Raw genomic sequence first — 25,689 nt, forward strand, 5'->3', positions numbered from 1 at the left:
TTCATTTCTTGTACTCCCTGTTCATCCATTCTGGCGAGGAGAAGAGCATGGCATTCCACATTACCCGGTTTTTGGGGGTTTTGTTCAGCACGCCCAGCGTGGTCTCGGACAGATGCGGTTTGATGTTTTGCTCGTAGAAGTCATTGTTCAGATCAGGAACAGATCCTTTTATCTCGTCAGATTGCTTGCCATACTGGAAAAATCTGGCGGTGCCTGTGCTCAGAAACCGAACTACTTCAAAGCGCTGAAAGAGCTGACTGGAGCCATCCCACATGCTTTTTTGCAGCGGATAGCCGTCTGGCGTCACTCTTTTGTATAAGCCCTGACCCAGGCGGTCGAGCGAATTGGTCAGGGGTAGATAGTTCTGTATTTGCCGATCTTCGTAAGCCAGCCTTGCGGTAGAGACGACCACTTCCATGGGGTCACGGAATTTGCTGCCCAGTGAGGCCTTGAATTCTTTGCTTTTGAACAGCGTTTCGAGCGTTTGCGAGATATCGCCGTCGCTTTTCATAAAACGCTCGCTCATAGCTTTGACCAATGCCGGCGCGGGCTGGTCGCCGACAAAAAACTGGGCCAGTTTGGTACTGATGTGCTTGGCGGTAGCGGGCTGTCTGGCAAGCAGATCGGCCAGCGCTTCAACTTCACCCCAGCCGTCACCCTTGATTTTTTTACCTAGCACGACCTTGTCCCCTGCGTCATGCTGACGAGGAAAGAACTGTATGCCATTTTTGCGAAAGAAACCCTCTTTAGATTTCTCGTTAAGCTTGGGCAGTGTGGGACTGAAATTGACACTGATCCCCGTCAGCACCCGGGCCACTTCCGTGATGTCTTTCTGTGTGTAGCCGCTGCCCACCCCCATTGTGTGCAACTCCATGAGTTCACGCGCATAGTTTTCGTTGGGCTTGCCTTTTTTGTTTTTGGAAGCATCCAGGTAATCAAGCATCGCCGGATGCGTCATGGTTGCCAACAGCAGATCCCTGAATTTCCCCAAGGCGTGGGGACGCAGGGCACGATCTTCGTAGTCGCCTGCCTGAAAGCGAATATTGGCCTTTGCAGCGAACACAGAAAAATGATTCAGCCAGAACCAGGCCATTTGCTCTTTCAACTGCCAGGGTGAATAAATGGCGCGAATCAGGTGCCGGCGTTTGGCGACAGCCAGTACCTTGTTGCCTTCGCGACGGATCATGGTGTTAAATTCAGACCGTTTCCTCTGGTCTTTGACTTCACGGACAAATTTCTGCCGCCTGACCGTCACATTCTCCATGACGGTCTGCATATCAACGACATTCCGCGCCAGATTCGCTTCAGTGGCCTCATCCAATTGGTCATTTGCGGGCGGATGCAGCTGTTTTTGCAGAAACTTTTCCCGTCCCAGTTTCTCGTACTCCATGGCCGTCTGTTTATTGACGCCATAGGTGATCCGGTCTATCCAGGCCAGGTCTTCCGCAGACAGGGCCGCCATTGCAATGCGGGGAGCCAGGAGCATCGCGGCAAGCAGCAATGCGCTAGTGGCAAACCGGCGTGTGGCCGCAATTGAGTCCGGGGACGCGGCTTGTTCCAGATTGGGCGACACGTTTGCCGTAATGAGAGACGGCTCGGAGCGCTTGTCGGATTGCCAGGCGCGGTTCCATATTTTGTTCATAAATCAGCCATTTTCTGTTATGAAGAGAGTCACCCACACTTGCGTACATGGGCAAGATGCATCAGTAACAAAACAGATTCTAGTGTACCGGGCCTGATCGCAGGCTTAACAAATTGAAAGCGGCTGAAACCACGTGCCAGTAACCCGATTTGACAGCGATGAACCTTTTCGGGACGCATGCGCCGCCGTTCACCGCGATCACCCTCACGCAACTATCTGGCCCATGTCAGCGGATTTGTATTACTATATCGGCAATGGGTTTTCATAGTCAGGGGAATTAAAATGAAAGTGCTGATCACATATGACCGCCGTCTGCTGGGAACACGCTTTACCAAGTTAAAGCAACTGATCGATGAACATTTTCCCAGCCGCTGGCATTGCTATGACTCAAGTTATATTGTGTCCACCAGCCTGGGAGTCACGCAGGTGCGCGAGCTGTTGCTGCCTGCCCTGGACACCAACGACAGTCTCCTGGTGATCGAACTGGGAAATAAATGGGCTGGCATCGGACTATCGGAAAAAAACCGCAGCTGGCTTGACCTGGACTGACCTTCCCTTCTCTATTCAAGATTGCCTGCACTGTGTGCAGCCGGCTATTGCTGTGCCTGTTGCAGCTTTTCCAGAAACCGGTCGGCTTTTTGAAAGCCCACGACCCGGTTATCGACCATTTCCCGGCCGCCCCGGTCAAAAAAGATAATCCCTGGCGGGCCAAACAGCCGAAAACGCTTGAGCAACTCCCGATCCTGCGCATTGTTACCCGTCACATCGGCCTGCAGCAGAAGCATTGAGTCCATGAGCCCGGCTACCCGGCTGTCGGTAAACGTGAATTTTTCCATCTCATGACAGGAAATACACCAGTCGGCATAAAAATCCAGCATGACCGGCTTGCCGGCTGCGGCGACACGCGCCTCTAGCTCAGTCAGGGATTTGACCCGTTCAAACTGCACTTTTGTGTTACTGGCGGGTGCTGCACCATTGACTTGCGTGATGCCTTGCAGGGGGGCCAGAGGGTCGCGGCTGCCGGTGGCCAACCCGATCAGCAGCAACAAGGCCCAGGCCGCCGCCAGCAGGCCCAAGGCGCGCAGTATCAGGCGCAGGGGACCCGTGTCGCCAACCGGAGCGGTATCAGCGCGGAAGGCGCCCAGCAATACCGCCAGACACATACTCAGGAAGGCCCAGCCCAACATCTGTACCCACAAGGGAACAACGGGCATCAGCATCCATAATGCCGTCGCCAGCAACAGCAGGCCGCAGAAATATTTGATACCTTCCATCCACGGGCCGGCCCTGGGCATCAGCGCGCCCGAGGTGGCGCCCAGAATCAACAGCGAAGCGCCCTGCCCCCAGGCCAGCACAAACAGCGCCAGCCCACCCAGCAACAAGTTACCGGTCTGCGAGATAAACAGCAAAATGCCCGCCAGGGGCGCCGCTACGCAAGGACCACAGATGAGTGCGGACAGCATCCCCATCCCGAAAGATCCGCCGTAACGCCCGCCAGGCATGCGCGACACCTTATTGTTCAACGCGGTTTGCAGCGACACCGGCATTTGTATGGTGAAAGCGCCAAACATGCCGATGGCCAGCACAATCAATATCAGGGCGAACGCCGACAGGACCCAGGGATTCTGGATCCAGGCTGCCAGGACTGAACCGACAGAGGCTGCCGCGATGCCCAGCACCGTGTACACAACGGCGGTGCCCAGCACATACATGAGCGTCAGCGCGAAGCCGCGCCCTTTGGAGGGAACTCCGCCGCGCGCCTTCTGGTCGCCGACGATGACGGACAACAGAATCGGCAGCATGGGCAGCACGCAGGGGGTAAACGACAGCACGACGCCCAACGCAAAACAGATCAGCAAAATGCGGACCAGCCCGGCTTCTGACAGCCATTGGGCGATCGTTGTATCGCCTGCATCAAAAAGGGATGGCGTTGCGGCATCGGCACCGGGACCGGGACCGATCTGATTCTGGGATGCGTTCTGCCCGGTTGCTGATGGCTGCGCCAGACTGCGGGTCAGATCAGACGTGGCAGTAGACGTAATCTGACCTGCGCCATTCCCGGAAGCATCTGCGTTGGTTGGCGGACTATCGACCGAGCCTGCGGGAGCCGCGCCTTTTTTAACGCCGCGCGTCCCGTCTACAATGCTCAGGCCGCCGCCAGGCGCCGGTTCCAGTTCGATTTCATACGTAATGGGTGGGTAGCACAGACCGGCATCGGCACAGCCCTGGCCGACGACCTGAAGCGTAAACGGTGTGGTCTGTTTAAGCAGCGGTAAAGTAATGCCCACCTGGTTATGGAAGACCTCCATCTTTTTGTCGAAGGTCGGGTCATACTTCACTTCCCCCTTGGGGAAAACCGGGGTTCCCAGCAGCGTGCGTGCCTGGGACTGATCCGCGTCGCCCTTTACATGAAACTCAAAGCGCTCGTGATACATATAGTATTTCGGCGCAATACGATAGTCTATACGCAGTTGCGAAGGGTTTTGCATTTGCGCAGAAAACACAAATGCCTGTTCCGGATCCAGAAACTCTTCTTCTGCATGTACTATCGGCCCGGCCATGAGCACCAGCATGGCAATGAGCCCCAGCAGCCACATCATGCGGCTCTTCAGATCAGACAACGTCAACACTTGACCTCTCTACTTCGATGTTTGCGCTTTCACCCAGTTCAGGTAGGGCACATGCCCGCCCAGGACAGGCAAAATAATGATTTCCGGTACGTCATAAGGGTGCAATTGCACAATCCGCTCCTGACAGCGCAGACTGGCCTGGCTGGAGGTCTTGATGGTGAGGGTGATTTCCTCTGTCCCTTCGACGTTCTCTTCCCACAAATAAATAGACAGGCCGGCAGGGCTTAAGTTCACACAGGCGGCCAGATGTTCTTCAACCAGCAAATGGGCTATGCGCTTTGCCAGTAACAGGTCGGGCACGGTGGTGTGCATGACTACGCATTCGGTTGTCATTTTGAAACTCCCGGAATGAAAAAAGCTAGTCCAGCGCCATTCCCTTGCGTTCAGGAATCAGAAACAGCGTCGCAATAATGTCCAGCACGTACAGGGAAGCCAGCAAAGCCAGCGCCACTTCAAAGGAATACGCAGCGGCAAGCGCGCCCACGACCACAGGCCCGAAACCACCCACGGCCCGGCCGATATTGAACAGCACATTCTGCGCCGTGGCCCTGGCCGCCTTGGGATACAACTCGGAAATAAGCGCCCCGTATCCACCAATCATACCATTGACAAAAATCCCCATGATGGCGCCGCCCCACAATAATGCAGCCGGCGTTGTCAATTGAGAATACACATACACCATGATCACGGCGCCACCCTGGTAGATCAGGAAACTGGGGCGACGCCCGATGCGGTCCGCCAGTTGCCCGAACAACCAGATGCCCAGGCTCATGCCCACCACCGTCATCGCCGTCCAGCTGGCTGATTTGGTGAGCGAATAGCCGAACTGAGTGGACAGGTAGGAGGGCATCCAGATCATGAGTCCGTAATAACCGAAGTTCTGGACTGAACAGAGGATGATGACGCCCACGCTGCGTCTGATGGTCTCTGCATCTTTGATCAGCAGTCGCAAGGGTGCGAGGGTAAATGAGCGCGCCACGGGCGTGGATTTGACGAACTGTTCAGGCTCGCCGATGTAGGATCGAACCACAAACGACACGATGGCCGGCAGCACGCCGACCGCGAACATGCCGCGCCAGCCGATAATGGGCAGCAACAATGGCGTGAGCAGCGCGGCCGCCAGCACCCCGGCCTGCCAGCCAAGGCCCACGTAGGAGGACACACGAGCGCGCTGCGACGGGCGACAGGCTTCGGTGGCCAGGGCCATGCCGATACCAAACTCTCCCCCCAGGCCCAGCCCTGCGATTGTGCGATAGACAAGCAGATCCCAGTATCCTTGCGCCAGCGCGCACATGCCCGTGAACACGGCAAAGAGCAGGATTGTCCAGGTCAGCACGCGTACCCTGCCGTAGATATCGCTGAGCAGACCGAAGCCGACGCCACCGACCACCGCGCCGACCAGCGTCCAGGTCACCAGGGATCCCGCTTCGGTGCTGGTCAGCCCCAGCCCTGCGCTCACGGCCGACAGAATAAAGCCCAGGATCAGCAGATCAAAGCCGTCCAGTGCATAACCGATAGAAGAGGCCCAGATGGCTTTTCTGGCATTTTTTTCGTAATCGGGTTCTGCAGGCGCAGCAAGACCTGACACAGACGAAGCACGCATGGTACGTTCCTGGTGGAGAGAAGATGGGGGATTTTTTTGCAGGCCTTATTGTAGCGCGGGTATGACTGTCATCAATCTGAAAAAATCGGGTTTTAGAAAAAGAACGATATGGTGGATGCTCATTGCGCAATATCGTGTTCAATAAGCATCCTGATATATCGCGTGTATGGAATGCCTTTGCTTTTTGCCTTGGCTTTGATGGCATCCAGCAAATTCTGCGGCAATCGCAGATTGAGCGCTGCTGATTTGTTTTGCACCTCGAAGCGCATGGGCTTAAAACCGGAGAGATCGAACTCCGAAAGATCGGCTGAATCCACAAATTCCTCTGCCTGTCTGTCACTTTTGAGCGAAGGCATAGGCTTACGTTTTGACGCATTGCTGCTCATAATAGGCAATCTCCTTTTGATGCATATAACGTGCGCTAATTGGACGAATCTCTTAGAAACCCCGTGTCTCGCGCATTTTGGCCAATTTCCGTTATCCCAATCGAATCCTGAAATGAAGAACTGCATTCCCATAGTATATACAAATGTAGATATATTTGTATTTCAACAATCAATTTTATTTAACTACATGAGAATAGCAAAAATGACGCTTTAAGCAGATGTGAGTGTGACAGATTGCTCCTGCCCAAAAGACCACAACTGATTTTCGACGAACATCCAAGGCGCTTGTCGACCCAGCAGACGCAAAAAAGGCACCTGCCAAAACAGATGCCTTTTTTGCTGCCGATGTAAAATGCTCACCGGCCAAGAAATACTGCGACGCCTGCCGGTGTATGAACACCGGCGTGTCGACTTGCGATCTATGCCTTATTATTCGGCGTCGACCACTTCGTCGGCCACTTCAGGACGGTCAACCAGTTCCATGAATGCCATTGGTGCGTTATCGCCCTGACGGAAACCCATTTTCAGAACACGGGTGTAACCACCGTTGCGCTCTTTGTAGCGGGGACCGATTTCGGCAAACAGTTTAACGACGGCATCGCGATCACGCAGACGGGCGAATGCCAGGCGTTTGTTGGCCAGGGTTGGCTCTTTGGCCAGAGTGATAAGGGGCTCGATGACACGGCGCAGCTCTTTGGCTTTAGGCAATGTTGTTTTGATCGCTTCGTGCTGGATCAGAGATACAGACATGTTGCGGAACATCGCCAGGCGATGGCTGCTGGTACGGTTCAGTTTACGAAGACCACTACGGTGACGCATGATAATTTCCTTTGAATCTACGTTAAAGACGGCAGATGCCGCCTGTTTGGCCGGTTCTTCTATCCTGTTATGACAGCTGTCATAGCCGGCGGTCCGGTTGGCTTATGGAGAAAACAGGTATGCCCGTTGCGACATGCCCGGTTTCATCCGGATTATTTGGCTCCCTTGCGGGGAGCCGCTTATTTTACAACAATTGTGAGCCTCAGGCTCATATCGACCGCCGGCTTTGACGCCGGCGGCCGACACTATGCAACATTAAGGCCGCTCAAGTCCCAGTGGCGGCCAGCTTTCCAGCTTCATGCCCAGGGTCAGGCCACGCGCAGCCAGTACTTCTTTGATTTCGTTCAAAGACTTACGGCCCAGGTTTGGTGTTTTGAGCAATTCGTTTTCAGTACGCTGGATCAGATCACCGATGTAGTAAATATTTTCGGCTTTCAGGCAGTTGGCGGAACGAACAGTCAGTTCGAGGTCATCAACAGGACGCAGCAGCACAGGGTCGATTTGCGGTACGCCGCGAACCGGTGTTTCAAACGTGTCGCTCGCGCCTTCAAGCGCGGCAAAGACGGAGATCTGGTCCATCAGGATACGTGCAGACTGGCGCACGGCTTCTTCAGGAGAAATCACGCCGTTTGTTTCGATATCAAGAACCAGTTTATCCAGATCGGTACGCTGTTCAACACGAGCGCTTTCAACGGCGTAGCTGACGCGACGAACCGGGCTGAAAGAGGCGTCCATCTGGATGCGACCGATCGTGTGCGAGCGCTCGTCTGTAAGGGCGCGCATATTGCCGGCGACATAGCCACGGCCCTGCTCGATCTTGATCTGCATTTCCAGCTTGCCGTTGTCGGTCAGCGTGGCGATGACATGATTCGGGTTGATGATTTCAACGTCGTGAGGCAGATCGATATCGCTGGCCAGAACCGGGCCTGAGCCGGATTTGCGCAGCGTAACGGTCACTTCTTCACGATTATTCAGTTTGAATACAATACCTTTGAGGTTCAGAACGATGTCAACGACATCTTCACGCACGCCTGCCAGCGTAGAGTATTCGTGTACCACACCTGTGATCTGCACTTCTGTCGGCGCATAGCCAGTCATGGAAGACAGCAGGATGCGGCGCAGGGCGTTGCCCAGGGTGTGGCCATAACCACGTTCGAACGGTTCCATGACCACTTTGGCGTGGTTTTCGGTAACCGGTGTGACTTCAATGGAACGAGGCTTCAAAAAACCTTGAGACATAACTCTGTTTCCTTTTCAATACCCTCGGCTCGTTACACCGATAAGGCTGATGGATAAGATAAATACTACCTGGATACAAGCTGGAGAGACAAAAAACAGGAAACCCTGAAGGTTCCCTGTTTTCCTGAAGCACATTAACGTGAATACAATTCCACGATCATGGATTCGTTGATATCGCGAGCGACATCAGCGCGATCAGGAGCCTGTTTGAACGTACCAGTCAGTTTGCTGGTGTCCACTTCGACCCACTGTGGCAGGCCGTTGCCGGATGCCAGTTCCATGGATTCCTTGATGCGACCCTGGTTTTTCGATTTTTCACGAACAGAAACAACGTCGCCGCTGCTGACCAGCATGGAAGGAATATCTGCCTTGTGGCCGTTCAGTTCGATTGCACCGTGGGCAACCAATTGACGGGCTTCTGCACGTGTTGAACCGTAACCCATACGGTATACAACGTTGTCCAGACGTGATTCAAGCAACTGAATCAGGGTCTCGCCAGTGTTGCCACGGCGACGCTCAGCTTCAGCGAAGTATTTACGGAATTGCTTTTCGAGCACACCGTACATACGTTTCAGTTTTTGCTTTTCACGCAGTTGCAGGCCGTAGTCGGACGTACGGGCACCGGAGGTGCGGCCGTGCTGACCGGGTTTGGAGTCCAGCTTGCATTTGGAGTCGAGTGAACGACGTGCGCTTTTCAGGAACAGATCAATGCCTTCGCGACGCGAAAGTTTGCATTTTGGTCCAGTATATCGTGCCATTTTTTTCCCTTGCTAAATTAGATACGACGACGTTTAGGAGGGCGGCAACCGTTATGCGGGACTGGCGTGATGTCTGAGATGCTGGAGATTTTGATACCCAGTGCATTCAATGCACGCACCGAAGATTCACGACCAGGACCAGGGCCCTTGATGCGTACTTCCAGTGTTTTGATACCATATTCCAATGCTACACGGCCCGCTGACTCGGCTGCAACCTGCGCTGCAAAAGGCGTCGATTTACGAGAGCCTTTAAAGCCCGCGCCACCCGACGTCGCCCATGACAAGGCATTGCCTTGACGGTCAGTAATTGTGATGATTGTGTTATTGAAAGACGCATGAACGTGTGCAATACCGTCCGATACGACCTTTCTGATTTTTTTGCGTGCGCGTGCAGCGCCGCCAGAAGCTTTCGCCATAATCTACCCCGATTATTTCTTCAGTGATTGTGCTGAACGACGTGGGCCCTTGCGTGTGCGTGCGTTAGTACGTGTGCGCTGACCGCGAACGGGCAAACCACGTTTGTGACGCAGACCACGGTATGTACCCAGGTCAATCAGACGTTTAATCGAAAGTTGTACTTCACGACGCAAATCACCCTCGACTGTGAACTGACCAACCTGTTCACGGATTTTTTCGAGTTCTGCATCTGTCAGATCTTTCACTTTCTTGTCAAAAGCCACACCGGCTGTTTCGCAGATTTTGCGAGAGCGTGTGCGTCCAATGCCAAAAATAGCGGTCAGACCGATTTCTGCATGTTGATGCGGCGGAATGTTAATGCCAGCTATACGGGCCATGTCTGTTCCTCGTTAAATCGATGCACCAGGATTAACCCTGACGCTGCTTGTGACGTGGATCTGTACAAATTACTCGTACAACTCCGTGTCGTTTAATGATCTTGCAATGACGGCAGATCTTTTTTACCGATGCCATTACCTTCATGGTTGACTCCTAGTTTTGTTTCCGCTTATTTGGAGCGGAAGACGATTCTTGCACGTGACAGGTCATAGGGTGTGAGTTCCACCGTTACCTTGTCACCCGGAAGAATCCGAATATAGTGCATTCGCATCTTGCCGGAAATGTGAGCCAGGACCACATGTCCGTTTTCGAGCTTTACACGAAAAGTTGCGTTTGGGAGGTTCTCGACAACCTCACCCTGCATTTGTATGACGTCATCCTTTGCCATGTTCTATCTCATTGGTAAGCTCGAACCTTTGAAACTTGTTTTCTTCAGTAGCGAATCATACTGGTGTGACATCATATAGGCCTGTACCTGCGCCATGAAGTCCATTGTCACCACTACGATAATCAACAGCGAGGTGCCACCAAAATAAAACGGTACGTTCTGCCACTGCATCCGGAGAAATTCGGGAACCAGACACACCAGCGTGATATAAATCGCACCGATCAGTGTCAGGCGCATCAAAATCTTGTCGATGTATTTTGATGTCTGCAGTCCCGGACGGATACCCGGAACAAATGCACCGCTTTTCTTCAGATTGTCTGCTGTTTCCCGGCTGTTGAAAACCAGCGCGGTATAGAAAAAGCAGAAGAACACGACCAGGGCAGTAAATACTGTCACATACAGGGGCTGACCGGGCTGCAATGCAGCTGCCGCATCAGACAGCCAGCGCATGTTGCTTGACTGCGAGAACCAGCTGGCAATCGTGGCCGGAAACAGAATAATGGATGAAGCGAAGATGGGAGGAATCACACCTGCCATATTCAGCTTCAGGGGCAGATGCGAGCTCTGACCGCCATAAACCTTGTTACCAACCTGACGTTTGGCGTAGTTCACCGTAATCCGGCGCTGACCACGTTCAACAAATACCACCAGTGCAGTTACCGCCACCACCAGAACCAGGATGAACAGTGCGGACACTGTACCGATCTGATTCTGACTGACCAACTCGAACATGCTTGCCAGCGCGGTAGGCAGACCGGCCACAATACCTGCAAAAATCAGGATTGAAATACCGTTGCCCAGGCCGCGTTCGGTAATTTGCTCACCAAGCCACATCACGAACATGGTTCCGGTTACCAGGGTGACCACGGTCGTGAAAACGAACATGGGTCCGGGTGCATTGACCAGATCAGGTTGAGCCTGCAGCGTGGCAGCAATACCAAAGGATTGCGCCAGCGCCAGCACAACCGTGCCATAGCGTGTGTACTGGGTGATCTTGCGGCGGCCGGCCTCGCCTTCTTTCTTGATAGCTTCAAGAGAAGGCATGACCGAGCTGAGCAGCTGCATGATGATCGATGCCGAAATATACGGCATGATACCCAGAGCAAATACCGAGAAGCGCGACAATGCGCCACCCGAGAACATGTTAAAGAGGCCCAGAATCCCGCCTGACTGAGAATTGAACAACTGGCGCATGGCATCGGGATTAATACCCGGAACCGGAATATGCGTGCCCAGTCGATACACAACCAGTGCGAGAATCAGGAACACAAGACGCTGCCTGAGGTCGCCGTATTTCTTACCGCTACCTGCTTTTCCTGCTGCCTGTGCTTTAGCCACTTTGACCCCTTTTACTCAGCGAGTGAACCACCAGCGGCTTCGATCGCTGCGCGGGCACCTGCTGTTGCTGTCAGCCCTTTGAGGGATACCTTGCGGGAAAGATCACCGGATTTGATGACTTTCACATAACGTACCTGCTGACCAATAATACCTTCCTGCTTGAGCACCTGAACGTCAACCTCGTCGGCAGTCAGCTTCTGCAGATCAGACAGACGTACTTGTGAGTACAGGTGCTGACCCAGAGGCGTAAAGCCGCGTTTTGGCAAACGACGTTGCAGAGGCATCTGACCACCCTCGAAGCCGACTTTATGAAAGCCGCCTGAGCGTGATTTCTGACCTTTGTGTCCACGGCCGGCGGTTTTACCCAAGCCTGAACCAATACCGCGACCAACGCGGCGTTTGGCATGCTTGCTGCCTTCAGCGGGGGACAATGAGTTGAGTTGCATTTCGGACATCTCTATTCCTTTACGATAGGCTTCAGGCTTCCGAGACGGACACGAGATAATCGACTTTGCGAATCATCCCGCGAACTTCCGGTGTATCCACCAGCACGCGGCTGCTGTTTACTTTACCCAAACCCAAACCACGCACTGTATCGCGGTGATCTTGCTTGGTGCCGATAACGGACCGAACAAGCGTGACTTTAATTTGCTTCTTCTGTGCCATCATTTACCCCAGAATTTCTTCGACGGACTTGCCACGCTTGGCTGCCACCTCGGAAGGTGTCAGGCAGGCGTTCAGACCGTTCAGTGTTGCGCGTACCAGGTTATACGGATTGCTTGAGCCCAGGCTCTTTGCAACCACGTTACGGACACCCATCACTTCGAAAATGGCGCGCATCGGACCACCGGCGATCACACCGGTACCTTCGGCGGCCGGTGAAATCAGAACAGTTGATGCGCCATGTTTACCCACGACGGTGTGATGCAGGGTACCCTCTTTCAGAGCGATACGAACCATGCCGCGACGGGCCTGTTCCATTGCTTTCTGAACTGCGACGGGCACCTCGCGTGCTTTACCTTTACCCATGCCGATACGACCATCGCCATCACCGACCACTGTCAGGGCAGCGAAGCTCATTGTGCGACCACCTTTTACTACTTTGGTCACACGGTTGACCGCAATCATCTTCTCGCGAAAACCGTCATCGCGTTCTTGCTCAGGGGCGTTCTTGCCTTGTGCTTTTGCCATTTGACAATTCCTCGATTAGATCTTGAGGCCGGCTTCACGCGCGGCTTCAGCCAGCGCCTTGACGCGGCCATGGTAACGAAAACCGGCGCGATCGAACGCTACAGACTCGATGCCCGCTGCCTTGGCTTTCTCGGCAACGCGTTTTCCAACAATGACGGCTGCCTCAACGTTGCCACCATTTTTCTTGCCTTCGGCCAGTTCCTTGCGGACTTCAGGCTCGAGCGTAGAAGCGGTGAACAACACCTTGTCGCCTTCCGGCGAAATAACGTTTGCGTAAATGTGAAGATTCGAACGGTGAACTGACAGACGGTATGCACCGAGTTCTGCAATTTTCCGGCGAGTCGCCACGGCACGACGCAAACGGGATAATTTTTTGTCCATGATATATCCTTGCCTGCGCTATTATTTCTTCTTGGTTTCTTTGATGATGACGCGTTCGTCAGCATAACGGACACCTTTGCCTTTGTAGGGCTCTGGTGGACGATAGGCGCGAACTTTCGCAGCAACCTGACCAACAGCCTGTTTGTCGAAGCTCTTCAGAACGATTTCGGTCTGAGTGGGGCATTCGGCTTTCACGCTTTTTGGCAGCGGATGCACGATGTCATGCGAGAAACCAAGTTGAAGCTTGAGTGAATCTCCCTGAACCTGGGCACGGTAACCCACGCCAACCAGATTCAGACGACGTTCGAAACCCTTGCTGACGCCGGTAACCATGTTGTTTACCAGAGCACGCAGAGTGCCGGACATTTCTTTTGCATGGCGGGAATCATCAGCCACCGCAAAAGAGATTTTGCCGTCGTCCAGTGTCAAAGCGACTTCGCCGCCCAGAGCCTGGTTCAGTTCACCCAAAGGGCCTTTAACATGAATGTTGCTGTCCGTGATGTTAACGTCAACACCTTTAGGGACTTCAACAGGATATTTTGCTATACGTGACATATTCTTCTCCTTATGCCACGTAACACAGTACTTCGCCGCCCACGCCTTCATGACGGGCCTTGCGGTCGGTCATGACGCCACGTGAAGTGGAGACGATGGCTACGCCCAGACCGTTCATCACCTGAGGGATGGCAGTACGGCCTTTGTAAATGCGCAGTCCAGGACGTGAAACGCGGTCAATGCGCTCGATCACGGGACGTCCCGCGTAATATTTCAGTGAAATTTCAAGCTCTGGCTTGGCTTTTTCACCTTTGACTTCAAAGCTCTCGATATAACCTTCATCTTTCAGCACGGTGGCGATAGCCACTTTCAGCTTAGAGGAGGGCATCGATACCGAGACTTTCTCGACCTGCTGTGCGTTACGAATACGCGTCAGCATATCGGCGATTGGATCGCTCATGCTCATAATTTATTCTCCTACCAGCTAGCCTTGGTCATACCGGGCACTTCTCCGCGCATTGCCATCTCGCGCAGTTTGTGACGGGTCAAACCAAATTTGCTGAACACGCCACGAGGGCGTCCGGTGATAACACAACGGTTACGCATACGGGTCGGGCTTGCATTACGCGGTAATTGCTGTAATTTCAAACGTGCGTCGTAGCGCTCTTCGTCGGATTTCGATGTATCGTTAATGATCGCTGTCAATGCGGCACGTTTGGCTGCGAATTTCTCAACCAGTTTGGCGCGTTTGATATCGCGATTGATGAGTGAAAGTTTTGCCACGTCATCGCCCCTTAGTTACGAAACGGGAAGCTGAAGGCGGTAAGCAGTGCCTTGGCTTCTTCGTCTGTCTTAGCTGTCGTTGTGATACTGATATTCAGGCCACGCAGTGCGTCGATTTTGTCGTACTCAATTTCAGGGAAAATGATTTGCTCTTTCACCCCGACGTTGTAGTTACCACGACCATCGAACGCGCGACCGGAGATACCACGGAAGTCGCGTACACGAGGCAACGCAATCGTCACCAGACGATCCAGGAACTCGTACATACGCTGACCGCGCAATGTCACCATGCAACCGATAGGATAGTTTTCACGGATTTTAAAACCGGCAATCGCCTTTTTGGTTTTAGTCACGACAGGTTTCTGACCGGAGATTTTTGTCAGGTCGGAAACAGCGTGTTCGATCACTTTCTTGTCGGCAACGGCTTCGGAAACACCCATGTTCAGTGTGATCTTGGAAATGCGAGGCACTTCCATGTCGCTCTGGTAACCGAACTGTTTCTTCAGATCGCCAGCAATTTTGCTGTTGTATAAGTCTTGCAAACGAGCCATGATTACGCCCCTTTCGCTTTCGCGCCAACGACTTCGCCGTTAGAACGGTAAATACGGACGTTACGTCCATCCACTTCTTTCACGCCCACGCGATCAGCCTTGCCGGTAGCGGGGTTGAACAATGCGACGTTGGAAACGTGAATAGGCATTGTTTTGTCAACGATACCACCCGGGTTGTTGCTCATCGGATTGGGTTTGGTGTGTTTCTTGACAACGTTAACGCCTTCGACCAGGACGTAATTAGCGTCAACACGGGCCAGTACGACACCGCGGCGCTTTTTGTCACGACCGGTAAGGACGATAACCTCGTCACCTTTACGAATATTTTCCATCGATCTGCCCCTTACAGCACTTCAGGTGCCAGTGACACGATTTTCATGAAGCGGTCGGTACGCAGTTCACGCGTAACAGGCCCGAAAATACGTGTACCGATAGGTTCAAGTTTGGCGTTCAGCAGTACAGCTGCGTTTCCGCCGAAACGAATCAGCGAACCGTCTTTACGACGAACGCCCTTGGCGGTACGTACAACGACCGCGTTATAGATTTCGCCTTTTTTGACGCGTCCGCGCGGAGCTGCATCCTTGACAGTCACCTTGATGATGTCACCGATGGCTGCGTAACGGCGCTTTGAGCCGCCCAACACCTTGATGCACATAATACGGCGCGCACCAGTGTTATCAGCCACGTCTAGCGTGCTTTGCATTTGGATCATGATTATTCCTGTTCCAACTTAGTTACATACACTGCCGGTCTCCCGACAGCCCGTTTGCCATTTCTGGACTCCCAACCCGTTTTTACCCAGTCACCCCAACGGCCATATTGGCTGTGGAAAATCAGGATATTAGGCAGGCAGCAAGCACCAGATGCTATTCATATAACCAGTTTTGGTCCCGTCAGGCCGCGCCCGTTAGTTTCGCGTGCGCCACCCTGGGTTGAAATCTGTTTAAATAGTTTTCCCGCTCGTAAACGAACGAAGTCCTCTAATATATCCTATCCGCTATCCGAATGCAAGGGCTATTTACCGTGAAATTGCTTATTAATACTTGAAAAACAACAACTTTTTGCAAAAACGGTGAGTAGATTCCGTAGGCGAACCAGATGACATGTTTAATTCCGGTAGTTGATATGGTGCTAAGCGTTGTTCGCACAGATTTGCGAGCAAGCCCATTGGCCATACGCATTAAGCTCAGCTGATGTTTGATGAAGTATATATACTTCATCAAACACCGTTTATATTATAAAACATCGCGGAATGGGTACGAACCGAATAGCCAGGGAGAGAATGAAGTATATATACTTCATTCTCTCCCTCTTGTGCCCATTTCCTTAGGTGGCATGGTATTCTAGGATGTATATATACTTCCTAGAACGCTGGTGAATAAAGTGGCTGTTTCCCGTATTCAAATCGCCAAGTCCGACATACTGAATGCCTTGGATCAGGGCGTACCGGTTCTGAAGCTTTCCGACCTGAAAATGCTTCTGTCCAATCAGCGGAGCTTTTGGCGCCTGGCAAAAAGCACGACCACGCAAGACTTCATTGAATTTCTCAAGAAACAGGGTAAGTTAAGGGAATATCACTTCCCCTTCCCCCACCGCAAGGAAACCCGCTACGTCTGGGGAGAACAGCCGTTACTGAATATTCTCCAAACGCTACGCCCGAACAGCTATTTTAGTCACTATACGGCTATGCGAATGCATGGGTTGACCGAACAAATCCCCAAAACGATCTATATCAATCACGAGCAGCATTTGAAAAGCCAATCGTCGGGCGCACTCGAGCAAACCAACATCGACACGGCCTTCAGTCGCCAGCCCCGAATCTCCAATAATGTCATTGAGTTTGAAGGTAATCGCATCTATTTGCTGAACGGTAAAAATACCGGCCAGCTCGGCGTTATCAACGAGCCGATGAATGATGAAGAGGGTCAGCAGGTCCTCGTTCGCGTCACCGGCGTCGAACGGACTTTGATTGATATTACAGTGCGTCCCGTTTATTCCGGGGGAGTCTATGAGGTACTAAAGGCATTTACACTGGCAAAGGAACAGGTCTCAGTCAACGCCCTAATAAGTATGCTGAAAAAAATTAATCATATTTATCCTTACCATCAGGCGATCGGATTTTATCTGGAACGCGCCGGTTACCGGTCCTCACTTCTGGACTTGGTCAGACGGCTGCCTATTGAGTACGATTTTTATTTAGACAATAAAATGCAGGATATGGAATATGTGAAGGCATGGCAACTATATATTCCGAAAGGCCTTTAAGCGATTCACCAGCCCCACAGTGAAGTCAAAATAGAAATCAAAGCTTTCCAAGCTTACGCCAGGCGGGACAGTGTTCTGCACAGAAGGAAAATCCGGTCTGTGAAACTCCCGTTGCCCGGTGATCCTGTCCAGAAATGCCAAGTCTACCCTTTTACACTCGAACATTTCCGTGAGAATGTGATGCGCATGATCAGACACTAAGTCCAAATTCAGCAGTGTCACCAATTGGTAAATGTCGTAAAAATCTCGTGCTCTCGCACTCCCCGCCCGGGCCCTTTTGACCACAGGGCCATACTCCGGCATCTGTTGGCAAATAGCCCGAAGTTTTTCGCAAACAATCATAAGGGGCGAATAGACGTAAATGATGTATCCATCAAAATCGTGAGCAACGCGGTCATTGACATATTCATGGCGACTGATGTCGATGAGGAATTTTTGCCCTTGCCCCACTCGCAAAGCATGCTTGCGAAGTAAATCCTGATCGCCTGAATGGTTGGCGAAAAAATCTGAGGGTACGAGCTTGAACTCAATTTTATACCCGCCCCAGAAATCTTCGACGTCTACCGACAGCGTTTCCGGTCTACAGTGAAATTTGAAATCAAAAACCTGGTATCCATGCTGTTTAAATGTGTGCGTTAATGTCCGCTCTGCACGTTGCGCCAAATTCGCACTACCGCCTGGAAAATCAGCCTTCATTGAAAAATCGATATCGATCGACGCACGCGCCACAATATGATGAATCAGCTCTATCGCGTTCCCACCCTTCAAAATGAGATGTTCAAAAAGCTCATCATCGGAAATAATGGCAGTAATTACCCACTTTTTTATGTGATCTAACGTGATGCCCTGAATATTCACCATAAACAAAAAACGTACTGAAAATGATAGTCCTGACGGCGAATCATCCTAATACAATACGCTGGCTGGCGGAACTACCCGGTGTAGCAGTCCCTACGCAATTTTGTCTACCGGCTATCCCTGCACACCCCCCATGCGCAGTCGTTCACTGCGGCGGCGCAGCCATTCCAGGGTCAGCAGCATGACGACCGAAAACAGAATAAGCAGCGTGGCGGCCGCTGCGATGGTCGGATTGAGATTTTCGCGGATGCCGCTGAACATGACCCGGGGCAAGGTGTATTGGTCCGGTCCGGCAATGAACAGGGTCATGACCACTTCGTCGAATGACGTCCCGAAGGCGAACAGCGCGCCGGAAATGACGCCCGGCGCAATCAGCGGCAAGGTCACCTTGGTAAACGCATACAGTGGCGGCGCGCCCAGGCTGGCCGCCGCCCGGCCCAGATTGGTGTCATAGCCTTCGAGCGTGGCCATCACCGTAATCAATACAAACGGCGCCCCCAGCACGGCATGCATCACAACCAGCAATCCCAGACTGTTCGCCAGCCCCAGCGGCGCGAAGAACAGATAGGCGGCCACGCCAAGAATGACGACGGGAACGACCATGGGGGAAATCAACAGCCCCAGCAACAGGCCTTTTCCGGGAAAGCGGGCGCGGTACAGCGCCAGGGCGGCCGCCGTGCCCAGTACGGTGGCGATCAGCGTGGCCAGCGGCGCGACGATCAGGGTGTTCTTCAGGCCCAGCATCCATTCAGGGGATTGAAAGAAGTTCTCATACCAGCGCAACGAAAAGCCACTGAGCGGATAGACCAGGAAGGAACTGTCATTGAACGACAGGGGCACAATGACCAGTACCGGCACGATCAGAAACAGCAGCACGATCAGTGCCAGCAGCCAGTGCACGACGCGCCAGATGCGCTCAGAGGGAGTTAGGATTGCCTTATCCTGTGCCATTTATGCCACCCCTAGGCGCGTGCTGCCGCTCAGGCGACTGTAGACAGCATACAAAATCAGCGTTGCCAGCAGCAACATGGCCGCCAGCGCCCCGGCCAGGCCCCAGTTGATGGTGCCGTTGGTATAGAACGCGATGAAATAACTGATCATCTGGTCTTTGGGCCCGCCCAGCAATGCCGGCGTAATGTAATAGCCGATAGCGGTAATAAACACCAGCAGGCAACCGGCGCCGATACCGGGCAGGGTTTGGGGGAAGTACACGGCCCAGAAACTGCGCAAGGGATGACACCCCAGCGATACCGCAGCCCGCATATATGTCGGCGAAATGCCCTTCATCACGCTGTAAAGCGGCAGAATCATGAAGGGCAGCATGATATGAACCATGGCGATGTAGACGCCAAGGCGATTGAACACCAGTTGAACCGGCGCATCGATCAGCCCGAGATCCAGCAGCAGCCGGTTGATGAGGCCGCCGTTCTGAAGCAGCACAATCCAGGCCGCCGTACGCACCAGCAGCGACGTCCAGAAGGGCAGCAGCACCAGGATCATCAGCAAATTGCTGATCCGGGCCGGCAGCCGCGCCAGCAAATACGCCAGGGGATAGGCCAGCAGCAGCGCCACCACCGTCACAATGGCGGCCATCCAGAAAGTGCGCAGGTAAATGGCCTTGAAAATGCCCTGATCGGCCGGCGCCGCGCCGATACTACCATCGGGCGCCTGTTTCAGATCGAGCGCAGTCAACAGATAATAAGGCGTCTGCGCCCGGGCATTGTTTTTGAGAATACCCCAGTACTTCTGGTCTGACCAGCGCGGATCGATCTCGTCAAACGCTTTCTGAAAACTGGGTGGATCGATTTTGAACGGCAGTTTGCGCGCGGTTTTGGAAATCAGGGTACGAAAGCCCGGCTCTTCGAAATTGAGCCGCTGCATGAGCGGTCCCATTGCCTGTTCTTCACGGGCGCGGGCCAGATCATCGGCCAGCGCCCGATACATGACTTCGGAGACGGGCGAGCCCGCCTCCCATTTCTGTAATTGCTTTACAGTCGCCGGCAAGGTCGTGACCACTTCGGGATTGGCTACGCTTTTGCCCAGGAACGAGGCGATCGGCGCCACGAACGTCAACAGCAGGAAAAGCAACAGAGGAACGGTCAGCCACAGCGCCTTGCGTGAATCAGTCATTATTTGGCGACCCAGGCGTTATACCGCTGCTCCAGAGAAACCCCATTGTCGATCCAGAAATCCACATCCAGGGCAATGGCATTCTTTTCGTTGTCCGGTGCCGTCGGCATGTCGGCCAGGAATTTTTTGTCGATCAGCTCAATGGCTTTTTTATTGACGGCGCCATATGCAATATTTTCTGCATAGACCTTCTGGGTTTCAGGCTTGCTGGCAAACGCAATGAATTTCATTGTCTCGGCCTTGCGTGCATTGCCTTTCGGAATGGCCCAGTAGTCCAGATCATAAACGCTGCCATCCCAGACGACTTTGAGATTCTTGCCTTCGCGGGCTGCCTGCGAAATCCGGCCGTTGTAGGCCGAGGTCATGACGACATCACCCGAGACCAGATACTGTGCCGGCTGCGCGCCCGATTCCCACCACTGGATGTTGGGCTTGAGTTCATCCAGCTTGGCAAAGGCACGGTCCACGCCTTCGGGCGTGCTGAGCACTTTATAGACTTCTTTAGGTGGGACGCCATCGGCCATGAGGGCAATTTCAAGTGTGTACTTGGCGCCTTTGCGCAGGCCCCGCTTGCCGGGGTATTTCTTGACGTCCCAGAAATCGGCCCAGCTTTTGGGTGCGTTGTCCTTGAATTTATCGGCGTTGTAGGACAGCGCGACCGACCACACGAACATGCCTACGCCGCAATCCTTATCGGTGGCCGCCTCGATGAAATCGCCTTTGTTGCCGATCACGCTCCAGTCGATGGGCTCGAACAGGCCTTCTTCACAGCCGCGCACCAGCTCGGGGCTTTCCACTTCCACCGCGTCCCAGCTCACACTGTTGGTGTCAACCATGGCCTTGATTTTGGCCTGCTCACCGTTGTATTCCGCAGCGGTGATTTTGGTTCCGGTTTCTTTTTCGTAAGGCGTGTAATACGCTTTTTCTTGGGCTGTCTTGTTATCGCCGCCAAACGAGACCAGTGTCAGGCTGTCGGCAGCCTGCACGCCCGTCATGGCCAGTCCCAGGCCGCTCATGACCGCAGCACGCAAGAATGCGGATTTGATTGTTTTACTTTTCATTTGTCTCACTCCAGATAAAAATTATGCTGCTGGTGTTTTTTCGAACGGATCCAGCAGCCGCACGAACTCATGATTCCAGCCCAGCTCGACTGTTTCGCCCACGGCAATGTTGCGGCGAAGCTGGGAAACCGGCTGTTTGACAACAAAATCAGGGTCGCCATTGATGGCCAGGCGAACACGAACGTGATCGCCCAGATAAATGACCTCCTGGACCTTGCCCTGGCAGCGCACATCCGTCGCATTCTCTGCTGGATCAAGCGCGATTCGCTCCGGACGGATGGACACTGACACGCGATCGCCCACCTTCATGCCCAGTTGCTGCAGGCCACGTATCTGCAAGCCGCTATCCAGGTCGACCGTGGCCTGGCGCGAACTGGCCTGCGTGATCACACCATGTGTCCGATTATTTTCACCAATGAACCCGGCGACAAAGGCCGTTTCGGGCGACTCGTAGATGTCCTGGGGAGAGCCGATCTGCTGAACCTTGCCATCGTGAAACACAGCAACGCGATCCGACATGGTCAGCGCCTCACCCTGATCGTGTGTCACGTAAACCACCGTGACCCCCAATTCGGCATGCAACCTTTTTATTTCAAGTTGCATATGCTCGCGCAGTTGCTTGTCCAGCGCGCCCAGCGGCTCATCCATCAATACCAGTTCCGGATCAAAGACCAGCGCCCGCGCCAGCGCGACGCGCTGCTGCTGCCCGCCCGATAACTGTGAGGGGAAGCGTTTCTCCATTCCATCGAGCTGCACCATGGCAAGCGCCGTTTTGACTTTCTCTTGCTGCGTGTCGGCATCGAACTTGCGAACCTTGAGCGGGAAGGCCACATTTTCCGCAACGGTCATGTGGGGAAACAACGCGTAGTTCTGAAACACCATGCCGATATTGCGTTTGTGTGGCGGCAGGTTGTCTATCTGCTCACCGGCCAATTCGATCGTGCCCGAGGTAGGCGCCTCGAAACCGGCCAGCATCATGAGCGTCGTGGTTTTGCCCGATCCCGATGGCCCCAGCAAGGTCAGAAACTCGCCCTGCCGGATATCCAGGTTCAGGTGTCTGACCACCAGGTTCTTGCCGTCATAACTCTTGCGTACGTTTTTGAAACGCACCAGAGGATTATTGTGGTTCGCAGTCGCGGCGCACATAAGGCTTGCTTCTCCCTGTCAGGATTTCAGCGACTGCTGGGTGGCATCCAGTGCCTGAGTCACGGCATCAACCAGCGTGTCCACTTGCTCTTTGTTGATGATCAGCGGCGGGCAGAATGCCAGCGTGTCACCGATATTGCGCGTGATAACGCCCAGCTCCTGCAGCTTGCGACCAACGGCTGTTCCCAGCTGTCCTGGTGTTGCCAGCGCTGTCTTGGCTTTTTTGTCCGTGACCAGTTCCACGCCGGCGATCAGGCCAACGCCTCGCACTTCGCCCACCAGCGGATGATCTCGCAGACTGCCAAGCCGCTCCTGCAGATGCGCCCCCGTTTCAGAGGCATTTTGTACAAGATTTCGCTCACGAATGATATTCACGTTTTCCTGACCCACTGCCACGGCGACCGGGTGCCCGCCGGCAGTAAAGCCATGCCCCAGCACGCCCAGCTTGTTGCTTTCGTCGGCGATCGGATCGAACATGCGGCTGTTGAGCAAAATGGCTGACAGCGGCTGGTAAGAGGAGGAGATCTGTTTTGACAGTACCATGACATCCGGTTTGATGTCGTAAGTTTCACTGGCAAACATTTTGCCGGTGCGGCCAAAACCGCAAATCACTTCGTCGGCGACCAGCAGCACATCATATTTATTCAGGACTGCCTGGATCTTTTCCCAATACGTTTTAGGCGGCACAATTACCCCGCCCGCCCCCATGACCGGCTCGGCAAAGAAAGCGGCAACGGTGTCGGGACCTTCCTTGACGATCAGCGCTTCAAGGTCGGCTGCCATGCGGGTGGCAAATTCCTCTTCGGTCTCGCCGTCTTTGCCTTCGCGCCAGTAATGCGGGCACGTGGTGTGCAGCACGCGTTCAAGCGGCAGATCGAAGCCCTTGTGATTGCCAGGCAGGCCGGTGAGGCTGGCCGACGCAATGGTCACGCCATGGTAGCCCTTGTTGCGGGCAATGAGTTTTTTCTTGTTTGGCAGACCCAGTGCATTGGACCGATACCACAGCAGTTTCATGACGGTGTCATTGGCTTCGGACCCGGAGTTGGTAAAGAACACCTTGCTCATGGGCACGGGCGCCAGATCAATCAGAGTTTTGGCAAAACGGACAGCGGCGTCATGCGTTTTATGCGTAAACAGATGATAGAACGGCAGGGTCTGCATCTGGCGCATGGCCGCATCCACCAGTCGCTGTTCGCTGAAACCGACGGCGACACTCCACAACCCGGCCATCGCTTCGATGTATTTCTTGCCGTTTTCATCTTCGACATAAATCCCGTCACCACGCACAATCACCAGCGGCCCCTGCGTGGCATGGGTGATGGCGTTGGTATAAGGGTGCATGTGAAAGGCGATGTCGTCGTTGCCCTGTTGCGAGATTGAATTGCTGCTCATGTTTCCTCCAAAATGAGTTGCGTCCGGTATATGGTTATTATCCATACTATCGTGGCCGATGGCGAGCACTCCGGGGGGAGCCCGGGAAATCCCACCCCCGTCGAGCATCCGCCGCCCTTCACAAAGTCACAGTTGTCATATAACCGTCAGCGCCACCTTGCGGATATGCGCTATGATAATAAGATTACCTTTTTGATAAACACATTTGAAATTAACCACTATGCCTGAATTAGATTGGTCTTTCCCCTACCGTTCCCAGAAGATGCCCGTTTTTGCGCGCAATGTCGTCAGCACATCACAGCCGCTGGCAGCCCAGGCCGGCCTGTCGATGCTGTACCGTGGCGGCAACGCGGTGGACAGCGCGCTGGCCACGGCCATTGCGCTGACCGTGGTTGAACCGGTCATGAACGGCATTGGGGGAGACTTATTCGTGCAGTTATGGCATGAAGGTCGTCTATATGGGCTGAGCGCTTGCGGTCGTTCGCCCGAGAAATGGACTTACGACGTATTCAAAGGCAAGGACAGTATGCCCGGCAAAGGCTGGGGTACGGTCACTGTGCCTACGCAGATCGCAGGCTGGCGAGCGCTGTCGGAAAGATTCGGCAAACTGCCCTTCGAAGATCTTTTTGAGCCTGCCATCCGGTATGCCGAACAGGGGTTTCTGGTCTCGCCGACCATCTCCCGTATCTGGGCCGCACAAGGTGAAACCTGCAAGGACCAGCCAGGCTTTGCCGAGGCATTTATGCCCAGCGGGCGTTTTCCGACAGCGGGAGAGCTCTGGCGATTCCCTGAACAGGCAGCGACGCTCAAAGACATTGCCCAAACCCGGGGCGAGAGTTTTTACCGCGGCGCGCTGGCCGAAAAAATTCTGGCGTTCTCCGACAAATCCGGCGGCTACTTTACCGCCGCCGATCTGGACAGCGCCGCCGCCGAATGGGTCGAACCCATCAGCGCCCGGTTTCGCGATCTGACCCTGCATGAAATCCCGCCCAACGGCCAGGGGATCGCCGCCCTGATGGGCGTTGGCATACTGGACCAGTTCGATCTGGAAGCCATGGGCGTGGATAGCCCCGATTTTTATCATGTGGGCATCGAAGCCATGAAACTGGCGTTTGCCGATTTGCATGAGCATATTGCCGACCCGACGCATATGACGATGACGACCGCCGATCTGCTGTCAACTGCCTACCTGCAGGAACGTGCCCGCCAAATCCGCATGGATCAGGCAACGACCCCACAAGCGGGCATGCCGGCAGCGGGCGGAACCGTCTATCTGACCGCAGCCGATGAAGCGGGCACGATGGTGTCGTTCATTCAGTCCAATTATCACGGCTTCGGTTCGGGCGTGGTGGTGCCGGGCACCGGCATTGCGCTGCATAATCGCGGTTGCGGATTCAATGTCCGCGAAGGTCACGGCAACTGCGTGGGACCAAAGAAAAAGCCGCTGCATACAATTATTCCGGGTTTTGTGACACGCAAGGGCGAACCCCTGATGTCCTTTGGCGTGATGGGTGGCAGCATGCAGGCTCAGGGTCATGCGCAAATGGTGGCGCGCCTGGGGGCGTTCGGGCAAAATCCGCAAGCCATGAGCGATGCCCCGCGCTTCCGCGTCGAAAACGGGCCCATTGTGTATCTGGAAGCACATACCCCGGACGCAGTAGTGCAAAGCCTGAAAGCGCGAGGCCATCGCGTGGAAGTAGCAGCTCCCGACAGCCTGGAATTCGGTTCCGCGCAGCTTATCTATAAAGCCGAGCACGGCTATTATGCCGCTTCTGATTCCCGGCGCGACGGCCAGGCTGTCGGTTTCTGATTAATCTTTGTTTCAGGACGGAGCAACT

At 53.9% G+C, this 25,689-nt stretch carries 32 protein-coding genes; 3 read left to right on the forward strand and 29 right to left on the reverse strand.

Annotated features, from left to right (window positions below; translation table 11 throughout):
• Position 1: 1 nt before the first annotated feature.
• Positions 2-1,642, reverse strand: a complete 1,641-nt coding sequence (locus tag W822_RS28935; RefSeq protein WP_051401608.1) for a DUF1800 domain-containing protein — start codon at positions 1,640-1,642, stop codon at positions 2-4.
• A gap of 282 nt (positions 1,643-1,924) precedes the next feature.
• Here W822_RS28935 and W822_RS28940 point away from each other — a divergent pair, with 282 nt between their 5' ends.
• A complete protein-coding gene (locus W822_RS28940) occupies positions 1,925-2,191 on the forward strand; it encodes a hypothetical protein (protein ID WP_024004058.1) in 267 nt (88 codons plus the stop codon).
• Between the two features lie 44 nt (positions 2,192-2,235).
• Here W822_RS28940 and dsbD read toward each other — a convergent pair whose 3' ends face one another.
• The 22 genes from dsbD to rplN form a co-directional block, all read right to left on the reverse strand.
• Entirely contained in the window at positions 2,236-4,272 is a 2,037-nt protein-coding gene (gene dsbD / locus W822_RS28945; protein WP_253272233.1) for a protein-disulfide reductase DsbD, read from the reverse strand.
• A 9-nt stretch (positions 4,273-4,281) separates the two neighbouring features.
• Positions 4,282-4,605 (reverse strand): divalent-cation tolerance protein CutA, encoded by a 324-nt coding sequence (gene cutA / locus W822_RS28950; RefSeq protein ID WP_024004060.1) that lies wholly within the window; start codon positions 4,603-4,605, stop codon positions 4,282-4,284.
• A gap of 25 nt (positions 4,606-4,630) precedes the next feature.
• Entirely contained in the window at positions 4,631-5,875 is a 1,245-nt protein-coding gene (locus tag W822_RS28955) for an MFS transporter (RefSeq protein WP_024004061.1), read from the reverse strand.
• 119 nt (positions 5,876-5,994) lie between these two features.
• Positions 5,995-6,261 carry a CopG family antitoxin gene (locus tag W822_RS28960; RefSeq protein ID WP_024004062.1) on the reverse strand — a complete coding sequence of 89 codons (267 nt, stop codon included), beginning with the start codon at positions 6,259-6,261 and terminating at the stop codon, positions 5,995-5,997.
• Between the two features lie 429 nt (positions 6,262-6,690).
• The gene (gene rplQ / locus W822_RS28965; protein WP_014752483.1) at positions 6,691-7,080 is read right to left on the reverse strand and encodes a 50S ribosomal protein L17; all 390 of its coding nucleotides are present in this window, start codon (positions 7,078-7,080) and stop codon (positions 6,691-6,693) included.
• Positions 7,081-7,335: 255 nt separating this feature from the next.
• On the reverse strand, positions 7,336-8,319 hold the full coding sequence (locus W822_RS28970; protein WP_024004063.1) for a DNA-directed RNA polymerase subunit alpha: 984 nt from the start codon (positions 8,317-8,319) through the stop codon (positions 7,336-7,338).
• Positions 8,320-8,453: 134 nt separating this feature from the next.
• Positions 8,454-9,077 (reverse strand): 30S ribosomal protein S4, encoded by a 624-nt coding sequence (gene rpsD, locus W822_RS28975; protein WP_024004064.1) that lies wholly within the window; start codon positions 9,075-9,077, stop codon positions 8,454-8,456.
• A 17-nt stretch (positions 9,078-9,094) separates the two neighbouring features.
• Entirely contained in the window at positions 9,095-9,493 is a 399-nt protein-coding gene (rpsK, locus tag W822_RS28980) for a 30S ribosomal protein S11 (RefSeq protein ID WP_014752486.1), read from the reverse strand.
• A gap of 12 nt (positions 9,494-9,505) precedes the next feature.
• Positions 9,506-9,871 carry a 30S ribosomal protein S13 gene (rpsM, locus tag W822_RS28985; RefSeq protein ID WP_014752487.1) on the reverse strand — a complete coding sequence of 122 codons (366 nt, stop codon included), beginning with the start codon at positions 9,869-9,871 and terminating at the stop codon, positions 9,506-9,508.
• Positions 9,872-9,902: 31 nt separating this feature from the next.
• Positions 9,903-10,016, reverse strand: a complete 114-nt coding sequence (rpmJ, locus tag W822_RS46100) for a 50S ribosomal protein L36 (RefSeq protein ID WP_024004065.1) — start codon at positions 10,014-10,016, stop codon at positions 9,903-9,905.
• 25 nt (positions 10,017-10,041) lie between these two features.
• The gene (gene infA / locus W822_RS28990; RefSeq protein ID WP_024004066.1) at positions 10,042-10,260 is read right to left on the reverse strand and encodes a translation initiation factor IF-1; all 219 of its coding nucleotides are present in this window, start codon (positions 10,258-10,260) and stop codon (positions 10,042-10,044) included.
• A gap of 3 nt (positions 10,261-10,263) precedes the next feature.
• Positions 10,264-11,598 (reverse strand): preprotein translocase subunit SecY, encoded by a 1,335-nt coding sequence (secY, locus tag W822_RS28995; protein ID WP_024004067.1) that lies wholly within the window; start codon positions 11,596-11,598, stop codon positions 10,264-10,266.
• A gap of 11 nt (positions 11,599-11,609) precedes the next feature.
• Entirely contained in the window at positions 11,610-12,053 is a 444-nt protein-coding gene (gene rplO, locus W822_RS29000; protein ID WP_024004068.1) for a 50S ribosomal protein L15, read from the reverse strand.
• A 22-nt stretch (positions 12,054-12,075) separates the two neighbouring features.
• On the reverse strand, positions 12,076-12,264 hold the full coding sequence (gene rpmD, locus W822_RS29005) for a 50S ribosomal protein L30 (protein ID WP_024004069.1): 189 nt from the start codon (positions 12,262-12,264) through the stop codon (positions 12,076-12,078).
• A 3-nt stretch (positions 12,265-12,267) separates the two neighbouring features.
• Positions 12,268-12,789, reverse strand: coding sequence for a 30S ribosomal protein S5 (gene rpsE, locus W822_RS29010; RefSeq protein WP_014752493.1), 522 nt, complete (start codon positions 12,787-12,789; stop codon positions 12,268-12,270).
• A 15-nt stretch (positions 12,790-12,804) separates the two neighbouring features.
• The gene (rplR, locus tag W822_RS29015) at positions 12,805-13,170 is read right to left on the reverse strand and encodes a 50S ribosomal protein L18 (RefSeq protein ID WP_024004070.1); all 366 of its coding nucleotides are present in this window, start codon (positions 13,168-13,170) and stop codon (positions 12,805-12,807) included.
• 21 nt (positions 13,171-13,191) lie between these two features.
• Positions 13,192-13,725 carry a 50S ribosomal protein L6 gene (gene rplF, locus W822_RS29020; RefSeq protein WP_024004071.1) on the reverse strand — a complete coding sequence of 178 codons (534 nt, stop codon included), beginning with the start codon at positions 13,723-13,725 and terminating at the stop codon, positions 13,192-13,194.
• Positions 13,726-13,735: 10 nt separating this feature from the next.
• Complete coding sequence (gene rpsH / locus W822_RS29025) at positions 13,736-14,131, reverse strand: 30S ribosomal protein S8 (protein ID WP_024004072.1); 396 nt, start codon at positions 14,129-14,131, stop codon at positions 13,736-13,738.
• A gap of 11 nt (positions 14,132-14,142) precedes the next feature.
• Positions 14,143-14,448 (reverse strand): 30S ribosomal protein S14, encoded by a 306-nt coding sequence (gene rpsN, locus W822_RS29030; protein ID WP_024004073.1) that lies wholly within the window; start codon positions 14,446-14,448, stop codon positions 14,143-14,145.
• A gap of 11 nt (positions 14,449-14,459) precedes the next feature.
• A complete protein-coding gene (gene rplE, locus W822_RS29035) occupies positions 14,460-14,999 on the reverse strand; it encodes a 50S ribosomal protein L5 (protein ID WP_024004074.1) in 540 nt (179 codons plus the stop codon).
• 2 nt (positions 15,000-15,001) lie between these two features.
• Positions 15,002-15,331 carry a 50S ribosomal protein L24 gene (gene rplX / locus W822_RS29040; RefSeq protein ID WP_024004075.1) on the reverse strand — a complete coding sequence of 110 codons (330 nt, stop codon included), beginning with the start codon at positions 15,329-15,331 and terminating at the stop codon, positions 15,002-15,004.
• A gap of 11 nt (positions 15,332-15,342) precedes the next feature.
• On the reverse strand, positions 15,343-15,711 hold the full coding sequence (gene rplN / locus W822_RS29045; protein ID WP_024004076.1) for a 50S ribosomal protein L14: 369 nt from the start codon (positions 15,709-15,711) through the stop codon (positions 15,343-15,345).
• 671 nt (positions 15,712-16,382) lie between these two features.
• Here rplN and W822_RS29050 point away from each other — a divergent pair.
• A complete protein-coding gene (locus W822_RS29050; protein WP_031242201.1) occupies positions 16,383-17,264 on the forward strand; it encodes a type IV toxin-antitoxin system AbiEi family antitoxin domain-containing protein in 882 nt (293 codons plus the stop codon).
• On the opposite strand, the gene W822_RS29055 is transcribed toward W822_RS29050, so the two are convergent.
• The 6 genes from W822_RS29055 to W822_RS29080 form a co-directional block, all read right to left on the reverse strand.
• Positions 17,241-18,125 (reverse strand): nucleotidyl transferase AbiEii/AbiGii toxin family protein, encoded by an 885-nt coding sequence (locus W822_RS29055; protein ID WP_024004078.1) that lies wholly within the window; start codon positions 18,123-18,125, stop codon positions 17,241-17,243. The genes W822_RS29050 and W822_RS29055 overlap by 24 nt on opposite strands.
• A 111-nt stretch (positions 18,126-18,236) precedes the next feature.
• Positions 18,237-19,073 (reverse strand): ABC transporter permease, encoded by an 837-nt coding sequence (locus W822_RS29060; RefSeq protein ID WP_024004079.1) that lies wholly within the window; start codon positions 19,071-19,073, stop codon positions 18,237-18,239.
• Positions 19,074-20,252, reverse strand: coding sequence for an ABC transporter permease (locus W822_RS29065; RefSeq protein WP_024004080.1), 1,179 nt, complete (start codon positions 20,250-20,252; stop codon positions 19,074-19,076).
• Positions 20,252-21,313, reverse strand: coding sequence for an ABC transporter substrate-binding protein (locus W822_RS29070; protein WP_024004081.1), 1,062 nt, complete (start codon positions 21,311-21,313; stop codon positions 20,252-20,254). The genes W822_RS29065 and W822_RS29070 overlap by 1 nt, the downstream gene beginning before the upstream one ends.
• Before the next feature lie 21 nt (positions 21,314-21,334).
• A complete protein-coding gene (locus W822_RS29075; RefSeq protein ID WP_024004082.1) occupies positions 21,335-22,459 on the reverse strand; it encodes an ABC transporter ATP-binding protein in 1,125 nt (374 codons plus the stop codon).
• 18 nt (positions 22,460-22,477) lie between these two features.
• Positions 22,478-23,851 (reverse strand): aspartate aminotransferase family protein, encoded by a 1,374-nt coding sequence (locus W822_RS29080; protein ID WP_024004083.1) that lies wholly within the window; start codon positions 23,849-23,851, stop codon positions 22,478-22,480.
• Positions 23,852-24,071: 220 nt separating this feature from the next.
• On the opposite strand from W822_RS29080, the gene W822_RS29090 reads away from it, so the two are divergent.
• Positions 24,072-25,661, forward strand: coding sequence for a gamma-glutamyltransferase family protein (locus W822_RS29090; RefSeq protein WP_024004085.1), 1,590 nt, complete (start codon positions 24,072-24,074; stop codon positions 25,659-25,661).
• Positions 25,662-25,689 lie beyond the last annotated feature (28 nt).

Source organism: Advenella kashmirensis W13003, assembly GCF_000506985.1.
Taxonomy (GTDB): domain Bacteria; phylum Pseudomonadota; class Gammaproteobacteria; order Burkholderiales; family Burkholderiaceae_B; genus Advenella; species Advenella kashmirensis_A.

What these genes read in the sequence shown, in the direction of transcription:
- W822_RS29080 (WP_024004083.1), bottom strand. Translation starts at nt 23,851, where the DNA reads ATGAGCAGCAATTCAATCTCGCAACAGGGCAACGACGACATCGCCTTT.
- rplO (WP_024004068.1), bottom strand. Translation starts at nt 12,053, where the DNA reads ATGTCCGAAATGCAACTCAACTCATTGTCCCCCGCTGAAGGCAGCAAG.
- W822_RS29070 (WP_024004081.1), bottom strand. Translation starts at nt 21,313, where the DNA reads ATGAAAAGTAAAACAATCAAATCCGCATTCTTGCGTGCTGCGGTCATG.
- rpsM (WP_014752487.1), bottom strand. Translation starts at nt 9,871, where the DNA reads ATGGCCCGTATAGCTGGCATTAACATTCCGCCGCATCAACATGCAGAA.
- W822_RS28960 (WP_024004062.1), bottom strand. Translation starts at nt 6,261, where the DNA reads ATGAGCAGCAATGCGTCAAAACGTAAGCCTATGCCTTCGCTCAAAAGT.
- W822_RS28935 (WP_051401608.1), bottom strand. Translation starts at nt 1,642, where the DNA reads ATGAACAAAATATGGAACCGCGCCTGGCAATCCGACAAGCGCTCCGAG.
- rpsH (WP_024004072.1), bottom strand. Translation starts at nt 14,131, where the DNA reads ATGAGCATGAGCGATCCAATCGCCGATATGCTGACGCGTATTCGTAAC.
- W822_RS29090 (WP_024004085.1), top strand. Translation starts at nt 24,072, where the DNA reads ATGCCTGAATTAGATTGGTCTTTCCCCTACCGTTCCCAGAAGATGCCC.
- rplE (WP_024004074.1), bottom strand. Translation starts at nt 14,999, where the DNA reads ATGGCTCGTTTGCAAGACTTATACAACAGCAAAATTGCTGGCGATCTG.
- rplN (WP_024004076.1), bottom strand. Translation starts at nt 15,711, where the DNA reads ATGATCCAAATGCAAAGCACGCTAGACGTGGCTGATAACACTGGTGCG.
- W822_RS29060 (WP_024004079.1), bottom strand. Translation starts at nt 19,073, where the DNA reads ATGGCACAGGATAAGGCAATCCTAACTCCCTCTGAGCGCATCTGGCGC.
- W822_RS29055 (WP_024004078.1), bottom strand. Translation starts at nt 18,125, where the DNA reads ATGGTGAATATTCAGGGCATCACGTTAGATCACATAAAAAAGTGGGTA.
- W822_RS29075 (WP_024004082.1), bottom strand. Translation starts at nt 22,459, where the DNA reads ATGTGCGCCGCGACTGCGAACCACAATAATCCTCTGGTGCGTTTCAAA.
- rplF (WP_024004071.1), bottom strand. Translation starts at nt 13,725, where the DNA reads ATGTCACGTATAGCAAAATATCCTGTTGAAGTCCCTAAAGGTGTTGAC.
- rplX (WP_024004075.1), bottom strand. Translation starts at nt 15,331, where the DNA reads ATGGAAAATATTCGTAAAGGTGACGAGGTTATCGTCCTTACCGGTCGT.
- rpsE (WP_014752493.1), bottom strand. Translation starts at nt 12,789, where the DNA reads ATGGCAAAAGCACAAGGCAAGAACGCCCCTGAGCAAGAACGCGATGAC.
- W822_RS28970 (WP_024004063.1), bottom strand. Translation starts at nt 8,319, where the DNA reads ATGTCTCAAGGTTTTTTGAAGCCTCGTTCCATTGAAGTCACACCGGTT.
- W822_RS29065 (WP_024004080.1), bottom strand. Translation starts at nt 20,252, where the DNA reads ATGACTGATTCACGCAAGGCGCTGTGGCTGACCGTTCCTCTGTTGCTT.
- cutA (WP_024004060.1), bottom strand. Translation starts at nt 4,605, where the DNA reads ATGACAACCGAATGCGTAGTCATGCACACCACCGTGCCCGACCTGTTA.
- rpmD (WP_024004069.1), bottom strand. Translation starts at nt 12,264, where the DNA reads ATGGCACAGAAGAAGCAAATTAAAGTCACGCTTGTTCGGTCCGTTATC.
- W822_RS28940 (WP_024004058.1), top strand. Translation starts at nt 1,925, where the DNA reads ATGAAAGTGCTGATCACATATGACCGCCGTCTGCTGGGAACACGCTTT.
- rplQ (WP_014752483.1), bottom strand. Translation starts at nt 7,080, where the DNA reads ATGCGTCACCGTAGTGGTCTTCGTAAACTGAACCGTACCAGCAGCCAT.
- rplR (WP_024004070.1), bottom strand. Translation starts at nt 13,170, where the DNA reads ATGGACAAAAAATTATCCCGTTTGCGTCGTGCCGTGGCGACTCGCCGG.
- rpmJ (WP_024004065.1), bottom strand. Translation starts at nt 10,016, where the DNA reads ATGAAGGTAATGGCATCGGTAAAAAAGATCTGCCGTCATTGCAAGATC.
- rpsK (WP_014752486.1), bottom strand. Translation starts at nt 9,493, where the DNA reads ATGGCGAAAGCTTCTGGCGGCGCTGCACGCGCACGCAAAAAAATCAGA.
- rpsD (WP_024004064.1), bottom strand. Translation starts at nt 9,077, where the DNA reads ATGGCACGATATACTGGACCAAAATGCAAACTTTCGCGTCGCGAAGGC.
- W822_RS28955 (WP_024004061.1), bottom strand. Translation starts at nt 5,875, where the DNA reads ATGCGTGCTTCGTCTGTGTCAGGTCTTGCTGCGCCTGCAGAACCCGAT.
- infA (WP_024004066.1), bottom strand. Translation starts at nt 10,260, where the DNA reads ATGGCAAAGGATGACGTCATACAAATGCAGGGTGAGGTTGTCGAGAAC.